Below are 14,430 nucleotides of genomic sequence, written 5' to 3'. Positions count from 1 at the left end.
ATTGCAGCTGCAAGTGCTTTTTTATCAAGCGTTAGGCGGTGTTTTTATGCAATCTCTTTTGCTACGGTTACTACGCGACCACAGGCCGCCGGTTCACCAGCACGATGCCTGCCGCCACCAGCACCAGTGCCGCCACCAGCCCGGGCGTCACGGGCTCACCCAGCCACAGCGCGCCAAATAGCAGCGCAAACACCGGCGTGAGGAAAACGAACACCGAGATCTTGGTCGCTGGGTAGTGCGCCAGCATCCACATCCAGGCGAGGTAGCTCACAAACGCGCCCACCAGCGCCTGCACCAGCAGCGAGCCCCAGGCAAAGCCGCTGAACTGCCAGACCCACGCCTCGCCCAGGCCCAGCGACAGCACGGGCAGTACCGCCGTGCTCACGCCCACCTGGTAGAACAGTTGCTTGGCCGGGGCCACGCGTGCCAGCGGCGTGGTGCGGATGACCACCGTGGTCAGCGCCCACATCAGCCCGGCCGCCAGCCCGAGCAGATCGCCCAGCCATGCCTGGGGCAGGGCGGCATTGGCGGGGCCCAGCAGCCCGTCGCCCAGCGCCAGCCCCACGCCCACAAACGCGGCAGCCAGGCCCAGCCACTGCCAGCCTTGCAGGCGCTCGCCAGGAATGAAGCGCGGCAGCAGCAGGGCTACCCAGAACGGCGAGGCGTACAGAAACACCGTGAGCCGCGAGGCGGTGGTGTACTGCAGGCCCAGGTAAATACACGCAAACTCGCCCGCAAACAGCGCCCCGGCCAGCAGCCCGGCGCGGGCTGCCCCGGCAGGCTCGGCCGCCGCCGACAGCCGCACGCCACGCCACAGGCACCAGGCCGCCACCGCCACTGTGGCCAGCGCAAAGCGCACAAAGGCCTGAAACACTGGCGCCAACTCGGCCACCGTGGCTTTGACCAGCACCTGCTGGAAGCCCCAGAACATGCAGCAAGTCAGCAACAGAGAGATGGCGAGGGCGTCGAGGTGGGGCTTGCGGGTGTGGGGCATGGCGCGGTGGTTCGCAGATCAGGCGATCAAGGGCAAGCCCAGGTGCCACTGCTGCGCGTGAACAGCGAACCTCCGTAGAACAGGGCATTGCCGTCGTTTGCCAAGGCCCATTGGACGCCGGAGCGCGCCATGACGGCCTGCCTGTGCCAGTTTGCGCTGCCATCGCGTGCAAACACAGCGATGTGCCACGCGGCGTTGCTGTAGGACCCTGCTGGCACGGGCGCTGTGTTCCAGGGTTCCGTGCTGCCGCAGGTGAGATCCCCGGTGCCGATGTTGAACTCTGCGGGCTGGTTGCCCGGCAAGTGATTGGCTTCGACAGCCAGGGTGTTGCCATCGCTGGACAGCTTCACCGTGCTGAACCGTGATGCGGCAATGTCCAGAAAATTCATGATCCCGGCGGGCAGGCGCGCTTGTTCGCTCCATGCGCCTTCAGGGCTTTGCACATAGACGTACAGGTACGGGGGTGTGGTGAACTGGGTTCTGGTGAATGCGCCACCATTCACGGCCAGTGTGCGGCCGTCGCCCGACAGGGCCATCGCCGACCCTACGGAGGTGGCAGCTGGCGCCAGATAGCTTTGGGGGGCCCACGCAGTGCCGGTGCGCAGGTACGTGAAAACGGCGTTGGTGTCGGAGCCTGCGGAACCCGAACGGCCCGTGACGGCGAGCACGTTGCCGTCGGCCGACAGCGCCGTGTTGTCCGCAATCACTTTGCAGGGCTGCGGGCATGCCGGGGGCGTCTGCGTCGCGTCCACCGTGGTTTGGAGGCTCCAGGTGGCGTTGCTGCGCTGGTATACCTGCACGGGCGGCGCGTCGGCATTGAAAAAACCGCTCACGGCCAGGGTGTTGCCGTCTGCGGACAGCACCAGCCGGGTCGCGCGAGACGAAAACATGGCCTGCTGCTGCCACGGATGGGCAGTCGAGCTGCGCGCGAAAATGTACAAATTGTCCAAGGCGACGGCCAACGTCAGTCCGTCCCGGGACAGGGATTCGAGGGAGGTATTGCCCACGGACGTCTTGAGGGGCGAGCGTCCTGTGGGGAATTCGTAGCTGATGCTCTTGGCAATATCGAACACCTGGGCCGCCGTGAACGCGCCACATCCCGTGGTGTTGCATGCACGCAAGCGGTAGGTCGCGTTGATGAAATCGGCATAGCGGTAACGGCCAGTGGTGAGACTGCCATTGAATTGCTGATTGAAGGAAGAGTAGGTGAAACCCTCCGCGTCGCCCATCCGGGCTTCAGGCTGGGGGCCTGGGCCATCAGGGTCGGTGAAGAGCTCGTAGCGGGTTGCCTCTGGCGTTGCCTTCCAGGAAAAAAAGGCAAACGAACCGACTGTGAAGTTCTCTGGAGCGGCCAGTGGGGTGGGCGTCTCGACAGGGCTGGAATCAGATCCACCCCCACAGCCTGCCAAGGCCAGCGCGGCACAGCTGAGTGCCAGCGCGGTGCGCAGGGCGCTCATGGCCTGAGGGGTTTCTCGGTGGGCTCTTTTCTGAGCAAGGGTCAAGTTGGCGTCATGCATACATGCTCTTTCTCTGAAGGGTGAAGTCGTATCCGCATACCTGTGGCGGGCCGTGGCGGGGGATTCCACCCTTCCCAAGGTGTTTCCCAGCAGGCTTGATCCAAATATATCTGCATTCCAGACTATCAAAATGATAGCTGTCGGCGCCGAATTAATAAGCGCAGCAGCACAGTTTGATACAAATAACGGCCCACCCTCGGGTGGGTCAGCACAATCTCCGCTGCCATCAGCGATTGCACCAGCAGCGAGCCCCGGGCCCCGGGCGAAGCCGCTGAACTGCCAGACCCAGGCCTTGCCCAGGCCCAGCGACAGCACCGACAGCACCGCTCTGCTCACGCCCACCTTGGTAGGGCAAACTGCTTGGCGGGGCCTAGACTGCTGCCAGAGCACGCTAAACAGGCGCTTACACAGGCCCACGGTACACTTTGCGCCTTCTGAAACGGTTCCCGCGCTCCTTTCCACACCCCATTCATGGCCCTTACGACGGCGGCGCAGTCCCGCACCAGCTTTGACCTCAAGAGCGCCTCGCTGCCCGTGGTGGCCGTGGTGCTCAAGACCACCGACGCCGCGCAGTTTGCCGCCGACCTGGCCGAGCGCGTGGCCGACGCCCCGGGCTTTTTTGACAACGACCCCGTGCTGATCGACCTGGCCGCCGTGCGCGAGGCCGAGGCACCCATCGACTTTGCCGCCATCGTGGCCGAACTGCGCAGCCGCAGCACCCTGCCCGTGGCCGTGCGCGGCGGCAGCCCCGCCCAGATGGACGCCGCGCGCGCCGCAGGGCTGGCCGCAGCGCCCGACGCACCGCCCGCCCGCGCGGAAGCCCCTGCCGCCCCCGTGCAGGAAGTGGTGCGCGAGGTGATCCGCGAGGTCGAGGTCGAAGTGGTGCGTGAGGTGCCCATGCCCGGCCCCGGCACCGTGGTGGTGGACAAACCCCTGCGCTCGGGCCAGCAGGTGTATGCACGCGGTGCCGACCTGGTGGTGATGGCCGTGGTGAGCTTTGGCGCCGAGGTGATTGCCGACGGCAACATCCACGTCTATGCCCCGCTGCGCGGCCGCGCGATTGCCGGTGCGCGTGGCAACACCGAAGCGCGCATCTTTTCGACCTGCCTGGAGCCCCAGCTGGTCTCCATCGCGGGCATCTACCGCACCACCGAAACCGAGTTGCCCGCCGATGTGCGCGGCAAGCCGGCCCAGGTGCGGCTCGACGGCGAGAAGCTCATCATCGAAGCTCTCAAGTGAAACACCCCCCCTATGTCGCTTCGCTCCTTCCCCCCGCTCTCGCAGCGCTACGCGCTGCGGGCAGGGGGACGCTCCCAGCGCGGCGGGGCGGCCCTTGCGCGGGAGCCCTGGTGTGGGCCATGCCCGTGTCAAGCGTTGCCCCGGTGCATGCACCACGAAAATTGATACTTCATTCATCATCAAACCCCTCAAGAGACCCCAACACATGGCCAAAATCGTCGTCGTGACCTCCGGCAAGGGTGGCGTGGGCAAGACCACCACCAGTGCCAGCTTTGCCACCGGCCTCGCCCTGCGCGGCCACAAGACTGCCGTGATCGACTTTGACGTCGGCCTGCGCAACCTGGACCTCATCATGGGCTGCGAACGCCGCGTGGTGTATGACCTGATCAACGTGATCCAGGGCGAGGCCAACCTGAACCAGGCCCTCATCAAGGACAAGCAGTGCGACAACCTGTTCGTGCTGGCCGCCAGCCAGACGCGCGACAAGGACGCCCTGACCCAGGACGGCGTGGAGAAGATCCTGAAGGACCTGGCCGAGATGGGCTTTGAGTACATCGTCTGCGATTCGCCCGCTGGCATCGAAAGCGGGGCGCTGATGGCCATGCACTTTGCCGACGAGGCGCTGCTGGTGACGAACCCCGAGGTGTCGTCCGTGCGTGACTCCGACCGCATCCTGGGCATGCTGGGCAGCAAGACCAAGCGCGCCATTGAAGGCGGCGAGCCCATCAAGGAGCACCTGCTCATCACACGCTACAACCCCAGCCGCGTGCAGGACGGCCAGATGCTGAGCCTGGAAGACATCCAGGACATCCTGCGCATCAAGCTGATCGGCGTGATCCCCGAGTCGGAAGTGGTGCTGCAGTCGTCCAACCAGGGCACACCCGCGATCCATGCCAAGGACTCGGATGTGTCCGAGGCCTACAAGGATGTGATCGAACGCTTCCTGGGCGCCACCGACAAGCCGCTGCGTTTCATCGACGCGGAAAAGCCAGGCTTCTTCAAACGCCTGTTCGGGAGCAAATAAGCCATGGCTTCTTTCCTGTCCTTCCTGCTCGGCGAGAAGAAGAAAACCGCCAGCGTCGCCAAGGAGCGGCTGCAGATCATCCTGGCGCACGAGCGCAACGGCCGCAACGCCGCCGAGCCCGACTACCTGCCCGCGCTGCAGCGCGAGCTGGTGGCCGTGATCTCCAAGTACGTCAAGATCAACCCCGAAGACCTCAAGGTGCACCTGGAGCGCCAGGACAACCTGGAAGTGCTGGAAGTCAAGATCGAGCTGCCCGACACGGTGCGTTGAAGGCTCGGTTTCGAGCCAAATTTGGCTCTGGCGCTTATCTGGTAAGCGCCAGTAGCTATCAAAATTGATGAATCCAGTGGGACCTGGCTAGCGCGAGTGCTTTGCCCACTTGCCTGCCAGCGCCTGCGCAATGCTCAGCCCGCGCTGCCCGGGCACCAGCGTGGCGGTCTCTCCGGCAGCGATGGTGCCGGGCTGGTCCACCGCTAGGTAGTAGCCGCAGCATCCGGCCAGGGCCATGGTGCGGCCCGCCTGCGCAAAACCCATGACGGCGTTGAACTTGAAGCATGGCTCGCGCGGCGCACTCACCCGCAGCACGCAGTGGGGGAAATGCCATTCATCGCCCACAAACACATCCGCTTCCAGCGGCCCGTCGATGGTGAGGTTCTCCCCCATGAAACCCGGGGGCAAGGTTTCATCGAACAGGCTCACGCCCCGTTCGCGGCGCTGTGCCTGCCAGAACGCGTAATGGGCGGCGGGATAGGCGTATATGGCCTTGCCCAGGCCACCGTGCACGCTCGGGTCTGCCTGCTCGTCCCCCGCCAGGCCCAGCGGGCCCACGGCCACCGGGCCGGCGATGGGCGCCTTGCCGATGGCGGTGAGCACCGAGCGTTCGCCCACCTTCAGGCGCCGGGCCAGGCCGATGTTCACGTGGCGCACGGCCACGGTGGGGGTCGTCACAGCGGGTGCTCGGTGTAGAACTTGCCCCCGTGGTACAGCAGGGGCGAGATGCCTTCGCGGTGCTCGCAGCGCTCGACCTCGCCCACAAAGATGGTGTGGTCGCCCTCCTTGTACTGGCTGCGGTTGAAGCACTCGAACGTGGCGGCTGCCCCGGCCAGCAACGGGGCACCGCTGATGCCGGGCCGGTGTTCCAGGCCTGCCCAGCGGTCGATGCCGCGCGTGGCAAAACGCTCGGCCAGCGCCTTCTGGTCTGCGGCCAGCACGTGGATGGCGTAGTGCGAGCCATCGGCAAAGGTGGGCAGGGTGCTGGCGCCGTGCGACAGGCTCCACAGCACCAGCGGGGGCGCCAGCGACACCGAATTGAACGAACTGGCCGTGAGGCCCACCAGGTCACCCGCTGCCGTGCGGGCCGTGACGATGGTCACGCCCGTGGCAAACATGCCCAGTGCATCGCGAAACTCGCGTGTGGAGAAGCTCGGTGGCAGGGCGAGGGCAGGGCGGGGGGGCGAAGGGTTCACAAAAGCGGTGCCAGCGGTGGCAGCAGGGGGGAGCAACTATTATCAGGCGCCACCCACCACCGCGCTGTTGCGGGGTTTACTTCCGTAAGACTTACGCAATTCGGGATGCAACAACCACCTGGCGTGGGGGCGAGCTGCCTGCCTGAAACCCGTTGTGCGTAAGTCATTCCTGTTCCGCTTTCCACTGCATGGCTGTCCTTCCTACCTTCACCGCCCTGGGCTCCGGCCCCACCGTGCTCATGCTGCACGACGCCGATGGCGACCACCTCACCTTTGCCCCCCAGGTGGAAACACTGGCCACGGTCGGCTACCGTGCCGTGGCCTGGAACATGCCGGGCTATGGCCGCAGTGCGCCCGTGGAGCCCTACACCTTCAAGGCGCTGGCGCAGAGCTGCCTGGCCTTGATCGACGCCCTGCAGGGTGGCCCGGTCACGCTGGTGGGGCACGGCATGGGCGCCATGGTGGCGCTGGAGGCCGCCGTGCGCAGCCCATCGCAGGTGCAGCGCCTGGTGCTGTGTGCGGGCGGGCCGGCGCTGGACGCGCAGGCGGTGGAAGACTGGGTGGCGCCCCGGCTGCGCGCCCTGACCGCACTGGACGGCGGTGGCAGCATGGAGGCGCTGGCGCAGACGCTGGTACCCCAGTTCATCGGCACCGGAGCCCTGCCCGAAGGGGTGCGGCTGGCCAGCCATGCACTGGCCCAGGTGTACCCGGGGGCCTACCGGCGCGCGCTGGAGGCCTTGCCCACGTTTGACCGCGGGGCTGCCGCGCTGGCCCACCTAGCCATGCCCACGCTGCTGGTGGGAGGCGAGCTGGACCGCTGCACACCCCCCGTGGCCCTGGAGGCGCTGGCCCAGGTGCTGCCCGATGCACAGACCCTGGTGCTGCCCCATGTCGGGCACTGGCCCCAGCTGGAGGACCCCGAGGGTTTCGATGCCGCGCTGCTGGACTTTCTGGCCCAGCGGCGGATGCTGCACTGAGCTTGCCCCACCCAGCGCGGCCGTTTTTTGCGGCCTTCCAAACGGTCCGTTTTTTTCCTGCCATGCCAAGGCGCCACCGGGCGGGTGCGTGCAGGTCTGATTGCTCCTTCTCCTTCTGTTGCCATGTGGTTTGCCCTGAAGAAAATACTGTCTGCGCTGCTGTTGCCCCCGGTGTCCAGCATCCTGCTGGCGCTGGTGGGGCTGTGGATCGCGCGGTACCACCGCCGCACGGGCATCACGGTGGTGGTGCTGTCGCTGCTGTCGGTGCTGGTGCTGTCCTGGCCGCCGGTGTCGGATGTGCTGGTGCGCAGCCTCGAGCGCTATCCGGCGGTCGTCCCCCAGCAGTTGCTTCAGTCGAAGGTCCAGGCCATCGTGGTGCTGGGCGGTGGTGCCGACACCGTGGCCCCCGAGTACGGCGTGGATGTGCTCAGCCGGGGCGCCCGCGAGCGGGTGCGCTACGCCGTGTACCTGCAGCAGCGGGCGGGCTTGCCCATCCTGGCGACGGGCGGCTCCACCGGCGGCACGCGGGCCGAAGCACTGGTCATGAAGGATGTGGTGGAGCGCGAGTTCAAAGGGCGGGTGCGCTGGACCGAGGTGGAGTCGCTCGACACCCGCAGCAATGCCGAGAAATCCGCCGCGCTGCTCAAGGCAGCGGGCATCGAGCGCATAGCCCTGGTCACCCATGGCTGGCACATGGTGCGCGCGGCCGAGGCCTTCGAGCGCGCCGGGCTGCAGGTGCTGCCCGCGCCCATGGGCTTCAAGGGCGGGCAGGCCCGCAAGCTGTACCGGGTGTTGCCGCGCGCCTCCGCGCTGGCCGACAGCAGCCTGGCGCTGCACGAATGGCTGGGCATCCTGGCCCAGCACGGGTCGCTGGATCGCTAAGCCGTCAACCTGCGGCCGGTGTCAGCAGAAAACGGCTGGCTGCCTCCATCGCCTGCGCATCAGCCTGCACCGCGCCCGGTGGCCCGCCCTTGCCCCACAGGGCGCCGCCCCAGGTCATCGACAGGAACTGCGCGCACAGCGCCACCGAATCGATCATGGGCTGGGCCTTGGTGCGGTCGCCGCTGGTGGTGACAAGCGCCAGCGTCTTGGCGGCCATCGGCTCCTTGAAGGCCAGGCCGGGCACGCGCATCCAGGCGCTCCAGTGGTCGAGGTAGGTCTTGAGCGGCGAGGGAATGCTGTACCAGTAGACCGGCGCCACAAAGACGATGTGCGTGGCTGCCAGCGTGGCGTCGAGCAGGGTCTTCATGTCGCCTTCGGGCGGTGCATAGGTGCCCGTGGTGTGGCGCTGGTCCACGAAGGGCGGCAGGTGCAAGTGCGCCAGGTGGTGCCAGGTTTGTGGGGTGCCGGCAGGCAGTGCGGCGGCGGCCTGGCGGGCCAGCCATTCGGTATTGCCGGTGTGGCCCGGTTCGCGGGTGGAGGTGGTGAGAAAGAGGTAGTGTGGTGCGGTGGGCGTGGTCATGGCGCCATCGTAGCGCCGCCCCGCAGACCCGTGCCCGGTGACAGGGTTGCGATGCACAGCTCCACCAGCGCCTGCTCGAATTCGGGGCTGTCCAGCAAGGGCGACTGTTCCAGCGATGCCGCCCGCACCGCACCCATGAAGGCGCGGGTGAGCACAAACAGCTGGGCCGCCGAGGGTGCGGGCATCTGCTGCTCTTGCGCCACGCGCTGCAGGTGCAGGGCCAGCCGCTCGCTGGCGCCACGCACCGAGATCAGCACGGACGCACGGTAGTCGAGCTTCCACGACAGGCGGGCGAGTGCGCGCCCTTCCTGGGGGCCGCCGCCAAAGGCCTGCAGGTAGTGGCGCACGTACCCGCGCACCTGCTGCTCGGGCGTCCAGCCTTCGGCGCGGGCGTGGGCGAGCAGGGCGTCCAGCTCCAGCATCACCCGGTCGCAGTGCTGGTCCAGCATGGCCAGGAGGATGGCTTCCTTGCTTGGAAAGTACTGGTAGAGCGAGCCCACGGACACGCCGGCAAGCTCGGCGATGCGGTTGGTGGTGAGCGCGTCCTCGCCCTGTGTGGCCACGATGCGTGCGACGGCTTCGAAGATGGCATCGACCGTGAACTGCGAGCGTTCCTGGCGGGGCGAACGGCGGGGGGCGGAGGAGGCAGGGGACATGGGAAACCTGAGCGCAATGCGAGTAGGCGGACACGGCGCCGCTGCTTATTCTGCCGCCAGTCCCATGCAACCTCCGGAGAAAACCTTCATGCACGCAACCAGCCTACTCGCCCTGGGAGCCGCCGCCATCGGCCTGGCAGGCACCTGGGCATGGCGCCAGCGCCTTGCGCTGCGGGCCGTGCACCGCGCCAGTGCCATGGTGCTGGCATCGTTCCTGGCGGCCCATCTGCTGGGCCACTTGGCGGGGCTGGCGGGAGCGGCAGCGCACCCGTCGGTGCTGGAAGCCCTGCGCCTGGTCTACCGCCAGCCGTGGGTCGAAGGCGTGCTGCTCGGGTGTCTGCTGTTCCAGATGGGCAGCGGCCTCACCTTGCTGTGGCGCGGGCGGGGGCGGCGCCATGGGGGCGTGGCGTGGATGCAGGCCCTCTCGGGGGGCTACCTGGCGCTGTTCCTGGTGGTCCATGTGACGGCCGTCTTGGCGGGCCGGTTTCAGGGCGTGGACACGAACCTGCAGTTTGCAGCGGCGGGCATGCACACACCGCCCTGGCAGTGGTTCTTTGGCCCGTACTACTTTTGCGCCGTGTTCGCGCTGGGCACGCATGTGGGCTGTGCCTTGTACTGGAACCTGCCGGAGCCCCTGCGGGCGCGGGCGTTGGTGGGATCGATGCTGACGGGCTGGCTGCTGGCCGTTTGCCTGGTGGTGCTGCTGGCGGGCGGATTCCATGCGCTGGAGATTCCGGCCCGCTACCTCGCCCCCCTGGTCGGGCTCGCAGGTCGGGGTTGAAGGGGGCCAGAGCATCCGCGTTGCCTGCGGTTTTTGCGGTGGATGCGGTTTTATGCGCTGGCCTGGCTTCGCAGCCACGCCCTCACGCCCGCGACGACCTCGGGTGCGCGTTGCTTGCGCGGAGCCACGAGGTAATAGCCAGCACCCGTGCGCGCTTCTTCGTCAAACACCTTGGCCAGCCGACCGGCGGACAGGTCCTGCGCCACAAAATCTTTCTGCACCAGCGCGAGCCCCTGGCCGGTCAGGGCCGCGTCGATCGCGAGCGTCGTCTGGTTGAACCAGATGGCCTGTGGTGCGGGAACTGAAGCCGCAGGAGCGGGCGGCGTGTGCTGCGCAAGGTAGTCGGCCCATGGAGACTGGGAGTCGTGCAGCAGCACGTAGCGGTTGATGTCCCCCGCGGTGCAGGGTGGCCCGGAGCGGTGCAGCAACAGCGGGCTGCCCACCGCCACTAGGCACTCTTCGAACAGGAGATCGGCCGTGAGCCCCGGGCCGAATGGGGGGCGGCCGTACCGCACCGCCAGGTCCACCGCCTCGGTCTGAAAGTGCGACAGGCGCTCGGTCGCCAGGATCCGCAGATCCACCCCGGGGTGCAGGCGCGTGTAGTCCGCCAGCCTCGGAATGAGCCACTTGGTGGCGAAGGTCGGCGTGACGCTGACCGTCACATGCAGGGGCTCGGGCCGCAGGCCCTGCGTGGCATCGGCGAGCATCTCGAACGCGCGCCGCACGCTGGTGGCATAGCGCTGGCCGTTGTGGGTCAACACCAGGGTGCGCGGGTGCCGCTCAAACAGCTTGAGGCCCAGCTCTGCTTCGAGCGCACGAATCTGCTGCGCCACGGCGCCCTGGGTCACGCCCAGCTCCAGTCCGGCCAGGCGAAAGTTGAGATGGCGGCTGGCGGCCTCGAACGCTCGCAGTGCATTGAGAGAGGGCGTGGGGCCCAACGGGGAGGTCATGGGTGTAGATTTTCTACTGGATCGAAGCACGGCGGCTACTCCGTCCGGTCGTCCAAAACACAAAGGATACGGAACAATTGCCAGATGCCGGTGTGCGGCATCCAAGGACGATCATGGCAGTAGAAAAAGTAGCACTTATCACCGCGGGTGGCACTGGCATTGCCGCGGCCACTGCCCGCCGGTTGGCGGAGGATGGTTTTCAGGTCGGCATTCTTTCGTCGTCGGGCAAAGGCGAGGCCTTGGCCCAGGAACTCGGAGGCGTTGGCGTCACGGGGTCCAGCCAGTGCCTGGCGGATCTGGGCCGCCTGGTGGATCTGGCGCAAGCCCGCTGGGGCCGGGTCGATGTGCTCATCAACAGCACCGGCCACGAACCGCGTGCGCCGTTGTTGTCCCTGGCGGATGAGCGGTGGCTGCAGGGGACGGACACCTATCTGCAGAGCGTGATCCGGCCCACGCGGCTGGTGGCCCCCTTGATGCAAGCGCAGCGTGGTGGCGTGATCGTGAATCTGTCGTCAGCCTGGGCGGTGGACCCGAGCGCGCTGTTTCCGACATCGGCGCTGGTTCGCGCCGGGCTGGCTTCATTCACGCGGATCTTTATCGACAGCCATTCGCGGCACAACATCCGCATGAACAACGTGTTGCCGGGCTGGATTGACACCTTGCCCGTGTGGGAAGAGCGCCGCACCACCGTGCCCCTGCAGCGGTATGGGCAGGCCGCTGAAGTGGCTGCGACCATCGCGTTCCTGGCTTCGGAAGGCGCGGGCTACATCAACGGGCAGAACCTGCGGGTGGACGGTGGCCTCGCGCTGGCCACCTGAGTGCGCGCGCGCAGGGCGCGGTTTGGTGCGATCGGTCCGCCCCAACCCGGGCAGGCTGTGTGGGTGTTCTCAGGCGGCCAGCGCCGTGGTCGACGTGTGCCGTGCAGAGCCGCTGTGGCCCAGGAAGCCGAAGTTCATCGCGGGCTGTTCGCCGCTGATCAGCTCGGCCAGCGCCTTGCCCGAGCCCGCACCGTGCGTCCAGCCCAGCGTGCCGTGGCCCGCGTTCACCCAGAGCTTGCCCACGCGGGTCTGCCCGATGAACGGGATGTTGGTGGGGGTGGCCGGGCGCAGGCCGGTCCAGTACTGCGGGTCGCCGCCCTGTTCGGGCGTGCGGGTGTCGCAGACGCCGGGCAGGATGGCCTCGATGCGGCGCGACAGCATGTGGCAGCGTGCGCGCGCCAGTGTGCTGTCGAGCGTCAGGTCCCAGCCGTTGAGTTCGATGGTGCCCGCCACGCGCAGGTGGTTGCCCAGGCGGCTCATGGCGATCTTCTTGCCGTCGTCGATGGTGGAGACCATGGGCGCGCCCTCGGGCTTGAGCAGCGGGAACGTGGCGCTGTAGCCCTTGCCAGGGTAGATCGGCAGGTCCACGCCCACGCTGCGCAGCAGCGGTGCGCTGTACGAGCCGCAGGCGACGACGACGGCGTCGGCCTTCAATATGAAGTCTTTTTTGCCGCCAGCGCTTGCCTGTTTTGGCATGACAGCTACTGAATCAATAGCATTGCCGATTTTGTTCAGGCGCAGCACATCGTGGCCGTAGAGGAACTGCGCGCCGCGCGCCATGCAACGCCGAGCCAGCTCCTGCGTGAACACGCGGGCGTCGCCGCTTTCGTCGGTGCTGGTGTAGGTGCCGCCGGTGATCTTGTCGCCGTAGGCTTTGAAGGCCGGTTCAATCTGCAGCAGCTCGTCGCGGCTCACCAGGCGGCGCTGCACGCCGTGCTTGCGCATGAGCTCCACCGCGTGGCCGGCGGCGTCAAAGGATTTCTGGTCGGTGTAGAAGTGGGCAATGCCGCGTTCCAGCCGGTTGTATTCGATGCCCGTGGTGCTGACCAGGTCCTTGAGCGCGGCATGGCTGTAGGCGCCCAGCGCCACGATCTGCTGCACATTGCGCTCGAACGCGGCGTCGTTGCACTGCGCCAGGAACTGCAGGCCCCAGCGCCACTGCTGCCAGTCCATCTGCGGGCGAAACAGCAGCGGGGCTTCCTTGTCGAACATCCACTTGAGTGCCTTGAGCGGCGCCTCGCGGTTGGCCCAGGGCTCGCAGTAGCTCACCGAGATCTGTGCTGCATTGGCAAAACTGGTTTCGAGCGCAGCATCGGGCTGGCGGTCGATCACGATGACTTCGTGACCGCGTTCCAGCAGATGCCAGGCCGTGCTGATGCCGATGATGCCGGCGCCGAGAACAATGGTTTTCATATGCGGAATGCCTAGTGAGCCTTTGCGTGCCACACGCCCCAGTGCGGGACACGATGGGGCGCAGTGTGCGCGACATTGCATTCAACTAAAAGCAAAATTAAACTTACTCCAAAAACATCAGTGCACCTAATAAACGGTGCGGTAGAGACAACCCTCTTTTGTTCGAGCCCGAGACCATGAGCACCTACGATCCCGCCGCCCTGGAATGCCTTGCCGCCATCGTTGAAGAGGGCGGCTTCGAGCGCGCTGCGCAGCGCCTGAACGTCACGCAGTCGGCCGTCTCGCAGCGCCTGCGCGCCCTGGAGGCGCAGGTGGGCTCGGTGCTCATCGTGCGCAGCCGCCCGCTGCGGCCCACGTCGGCCGGGCAGCTGCTGCTCAAGCACACCAAGCAGATGCGCCTGCTGCGCGCCGACCTGGAGCGCGACCTGCAGGAGCTGGCGCCCAGCGCGCCGGGCGGATCGCGCGAGGACGAGCGCATCTCGATTGCCATCAACGCCGACAGCATCGCCACCTGGGCCATGGGCGCCCTGCACGAGCTGGTGCGCCAGCGCCTGCCGCTGGAAATCATCGTGGACGACCAGGATTTCACGCAGGAATGGCTGCGCTCCGGCCAGGTGCTGGGCTGTGTGACCACGCTCAAGCAGGCCCTGCGCGGCTGCAAGATGGTGCCGCTGGGCGCCATGCACTACGTGGCCGTGGCTTCGGCCAGCTATGCGGAGCAGTACCTGCCCCAGGGGCTCACGCCGCACAACTTCCGCGAGGTGTCGTTCCTGTCGTTCAACCGCAAGGACGACATGGCTGCCGAGTTTGTGGCGCGTGCATTCGGGCTCAAGCGCGTGGCGCTCAGCCACCTGTTCGTGCCGGGCTCCGAGGCGCAGATGCGTGCCGTGGCCGCAGGCTGGGCCGTGGGGGTGATGCCCGAGCTGATGGCGCGCGAGGCGCTGGCGAACGGCAGCATGGTGAATCTGGCACCGGGCCGCTCTTTGCCTATCCAGCTGTACTGGCACTGCTGGAACCTGGAGTCGGCGGTGCTGGATGCGCTCACGGCCGCCCTCACCGCTACCGCGGCGCGGACGCTGGAGGCCCCTGCGGCATAGGCGGCGTGGTGTGTGCTCCCCTTGGAAGGGGGCCTC

16 protein-coding genes are annotated in these 14,430 nt (G+C 67.0%); 8 read left to right on the top strand and 8 right to left on the bottom strand.

All coding sequences use genetic code 11. From position 1 onward, the window contains the following. Positions 1–70: 70 nt before the first annotated feature. Together ASE39_RS10705 and ASE39_RS10700 are read right to left on the bottom strand one after the other, a co-directional pair. Positions 71–994 (bottom strand): DMT family transporter, encoded by a 924-nt coding sequence (locus ASE39_RS10705; RefSeq protein WP_057271122.1) that lies wholly within the window; start codon positions 992–994, stop codon positions 71–73. Between the two features lie 26 nt (positions 995–1,020). Continuing rightward, positions 1,021–2,451 (bottom strand): hypothetical protein, encoded by a 1,431-nt coding sequence (locus ASE39_RS10700; protein ID WP_057271121.1) that lies wholly within the window; start codon positions 2,449–2,451, stop codon positions 1,021–1,023. A 531-nt stretch (positions 2,452–2,982) separates the two neighbouring features. Between ASE39_RS10700 and minC the strand changes: the two genes are divergently transcribed. The 3 genes from minC (at position 2,983) to minE (ending at position 5,044) form a co-directional block, all read left to right on the top strand. Then, positions 2,983–3,750 carry a septum site-determining protein MinC gene (gene minC, locus ASE39_RS10695; RefSeq protein WP_057271120.1) on the top strand — a complete coding sequence of 256 codons (768 nt, stop codon included), beginning with the start codon at positions 2,983–2,985 and terminating at the stop codon, positions 3,748–3,750. A gap of 205 nt (positions 3,751–3,955) precedes the next feature. Further along, positions 3,956–4,774: a septum site-determining protein MinD gene (gene minD / locus ASE39_RS10690; RefSeq protein WP_010465261.1), complete on the top strand. Its 819-nt coding sequence runs from the start codon at positions 3,956–3,958 to the stop codon at positions 4,772–4,774. Between the two features lie 3 nt (positions 4,775–4,777). Continuing rightward, a complete protein-coding gene (gene minE / locus ASE39_RS10685; RefSeq protein ID WP_010465263.1) occupies positions 4,778–5,044 on the top strand; it encodes a cell division topological specificity factor MinE in 267 nt (88 codons plus the stop codon). An 87-nt stretch (positions 5,045–5,131) separates the two neighbouring features. Here the strand turns inward: minE and ASE39_RS10680 are convergent, their stop codons facing one another. Both ASE39_RS10680 and ASE39_RS10675 read right to left on the bottom strand, forming a co-directional pair. Beyond that, positions 5,132–5,722: an MOSC domain-containing protein gene (locus ASE39_RS10680; protein WP_057271119.1), complete on the bottom strand. Its 591-nt coding sequence runs from the start codon at positions 5,720–5,722 to the stop codon at positions 5,132–5,134. Next, positions 5,719–6,240, bottom strand: coding sequence for a flavin reductase family protein (locus ASE39_RS10675; RefSeq protein WP_029414219.1), 522 nt, complete (start codon positions 6,238–6,240; stop codon positions 5,719–5,721). The genes ASE39_RS10680 and ASE39_RS10675 overlap by 4 nt, the downstream gene beginning before the upstream one ends. A gap of 188 nt (positions 6,241–6,428) precedes the next feature. Between ASE39_RS10675 and ASE39_RS10670 the strand changes: the two genes are divergently transcribed. Together ASE39_RS10670 and ASE39_RS10665 are read left to right on the top strand one after the other, a co-directional pair. After that, positions 6,429–7,217 carry an alpha/beta hydrolase gene (locus ASE39_RS10670; protein ID WP_057271118.1) on the top strand — a complete coding sequence of 263 codons (789 nt, stop codon included), beginning with the start codon at positions 6,429–6,431 and terminating at the stop codon, positions 7,215–7,217. A gap of 123 nt (positions 7,218–7,340) precedes the next feature. Beyond that, positions 7,341–8,099 (top strand): YdcF family protein, encoded by a 759-nt coding sequence (locus ASE39_RS10665; protein WP_057271117.1) that lies wholly within the window; start codon positions 7,341–7,343, stop codon positions 8,097–8,099. A 4-nt stretch (positions 8,100–8,103) separates the two neighbouring features. On the opposite strand, the gene ASE39_RS10660 is transcribed toward ASE39_RS10665, so the two are convergent. Beyond that, positions 8,104–8,679 (bottom strand): NAD(P)H-dependent oxidoreductase, encoded by a 576-nt coding sequence (locus ASE39_RS10660; RefSeq protein ID WP_057271116.1) that lies wholly within the window; start codon positions 8,677–8,679, stop codon positions 8,104–8,106. Then, positions 8,676–9,335, bottom strand: coding sequence for a TetR/AcrR family transcriptional regulator (locus ASE39_RS10655; protein ID WP_057271115.1), 660 nt, complete (start codon positions 9,333–9,335; stop codon positions 8,676–8,678). The genes ASE39_RS10660 and ASE39_RS10655 overlap by 4 nt, the downstream gene beginning before the upstream one ends. Before the next feature lie 88 nt (positions 9,336–9,423). Here ASE39_RS10655 and ASE39_RS10650 point away from each other — a divergent pair, with 88 nt between their 5' ends. Beyond that, positions 9,424–10,116, top strand: a complete 693-nt coding sequence (locus ASE39_RS10650) for a hypothetical protein (RefSeq protein ID WP_057271438.1) — start codon at positions 9,424–9,426, stop codon at positions 10,114–10,116. A 50-nt stretch (positions 10,117–10,166) separates the two neighbouring features. On the opposite strand, the gene ASE39_RS10645 is transcribed toward ASE39_RS10650, so the two are convergent. Then, positions 10,167–11,066 (bottom strand): LysR substrate-binding domain-containing protein, encoded by a 900-nt coding sequence (locus tag ASE39_RS10645; RefSeq protein ID WP_057271114.1) that lies wholly within the window; start codon positions 11,064–11,066, stop codon positions 10,167–10,169. Between the two features lie 113 nt (positions 11,067–11,179). Between ASE39_RS10645 and ASE39_RS10640 the strand changes: the two genes are divergently transcribed. Next, complete coding sequence (locus ASE39_RS10640) at positions 11,180–11,884, top strand: SDR family oxidoreductase (RefSeq protein WP_057271113.1); 705 nt, start codon at positions 11,180–11,182, stop codon at positions 11,882–11,884. A 69-nt stretch (positions 11,885–11,953) separates the two neighbouring features. On the opposite strand, the gene ASE39_RS10635 is transcribed toward ASE39_RS10640, so the two are convergent. Beyond that, complete coding sequence (locus ASE39_RS10635) at positions 11,954–13,297, bottom strand: D-amino acid dehydrogenase (protein ID WP_010465282.1); 1,344 nt, start codon at positions 13,295–13,297, stop codon at positions 11,954–11,956. Between the two features lie 176 nt (positions 13,298–13,473). On the opposite strand from ASE39_RS10635, the gene ASE39_RS10630 reads away from it, so the two are divergent. Further along, positions 13,474–14,394 (top strand): LysR family transcriptional regulator ArgP, encoded by a 921-nt coding sequence (locus ASE39_RS10630; RefSeq protein WP_029414220.1) that lies wholly within the window; start codon positions 13,474–13,476, stop codon positions 14,392–14,394. Positions 14,395–14,430 lie beyond the last annotated feature (36 nt).

Origin of the sequence: Acidovorax sp. Root267, from assembly GCF_001429215.1 — a bacterium.
Taxonomy (GTDB): domain Bacteria; phylum Pseudomonadota; class Gammaproteobacteria; order Burkholderiales; family Burkholderiaceae_C; genus Acidovorax; species Acidovorax radicis.
Note: the sequence above shows the minus strand (reverse complement) of the source record. Positions and strands in the feature narration are given on the sequence as shown.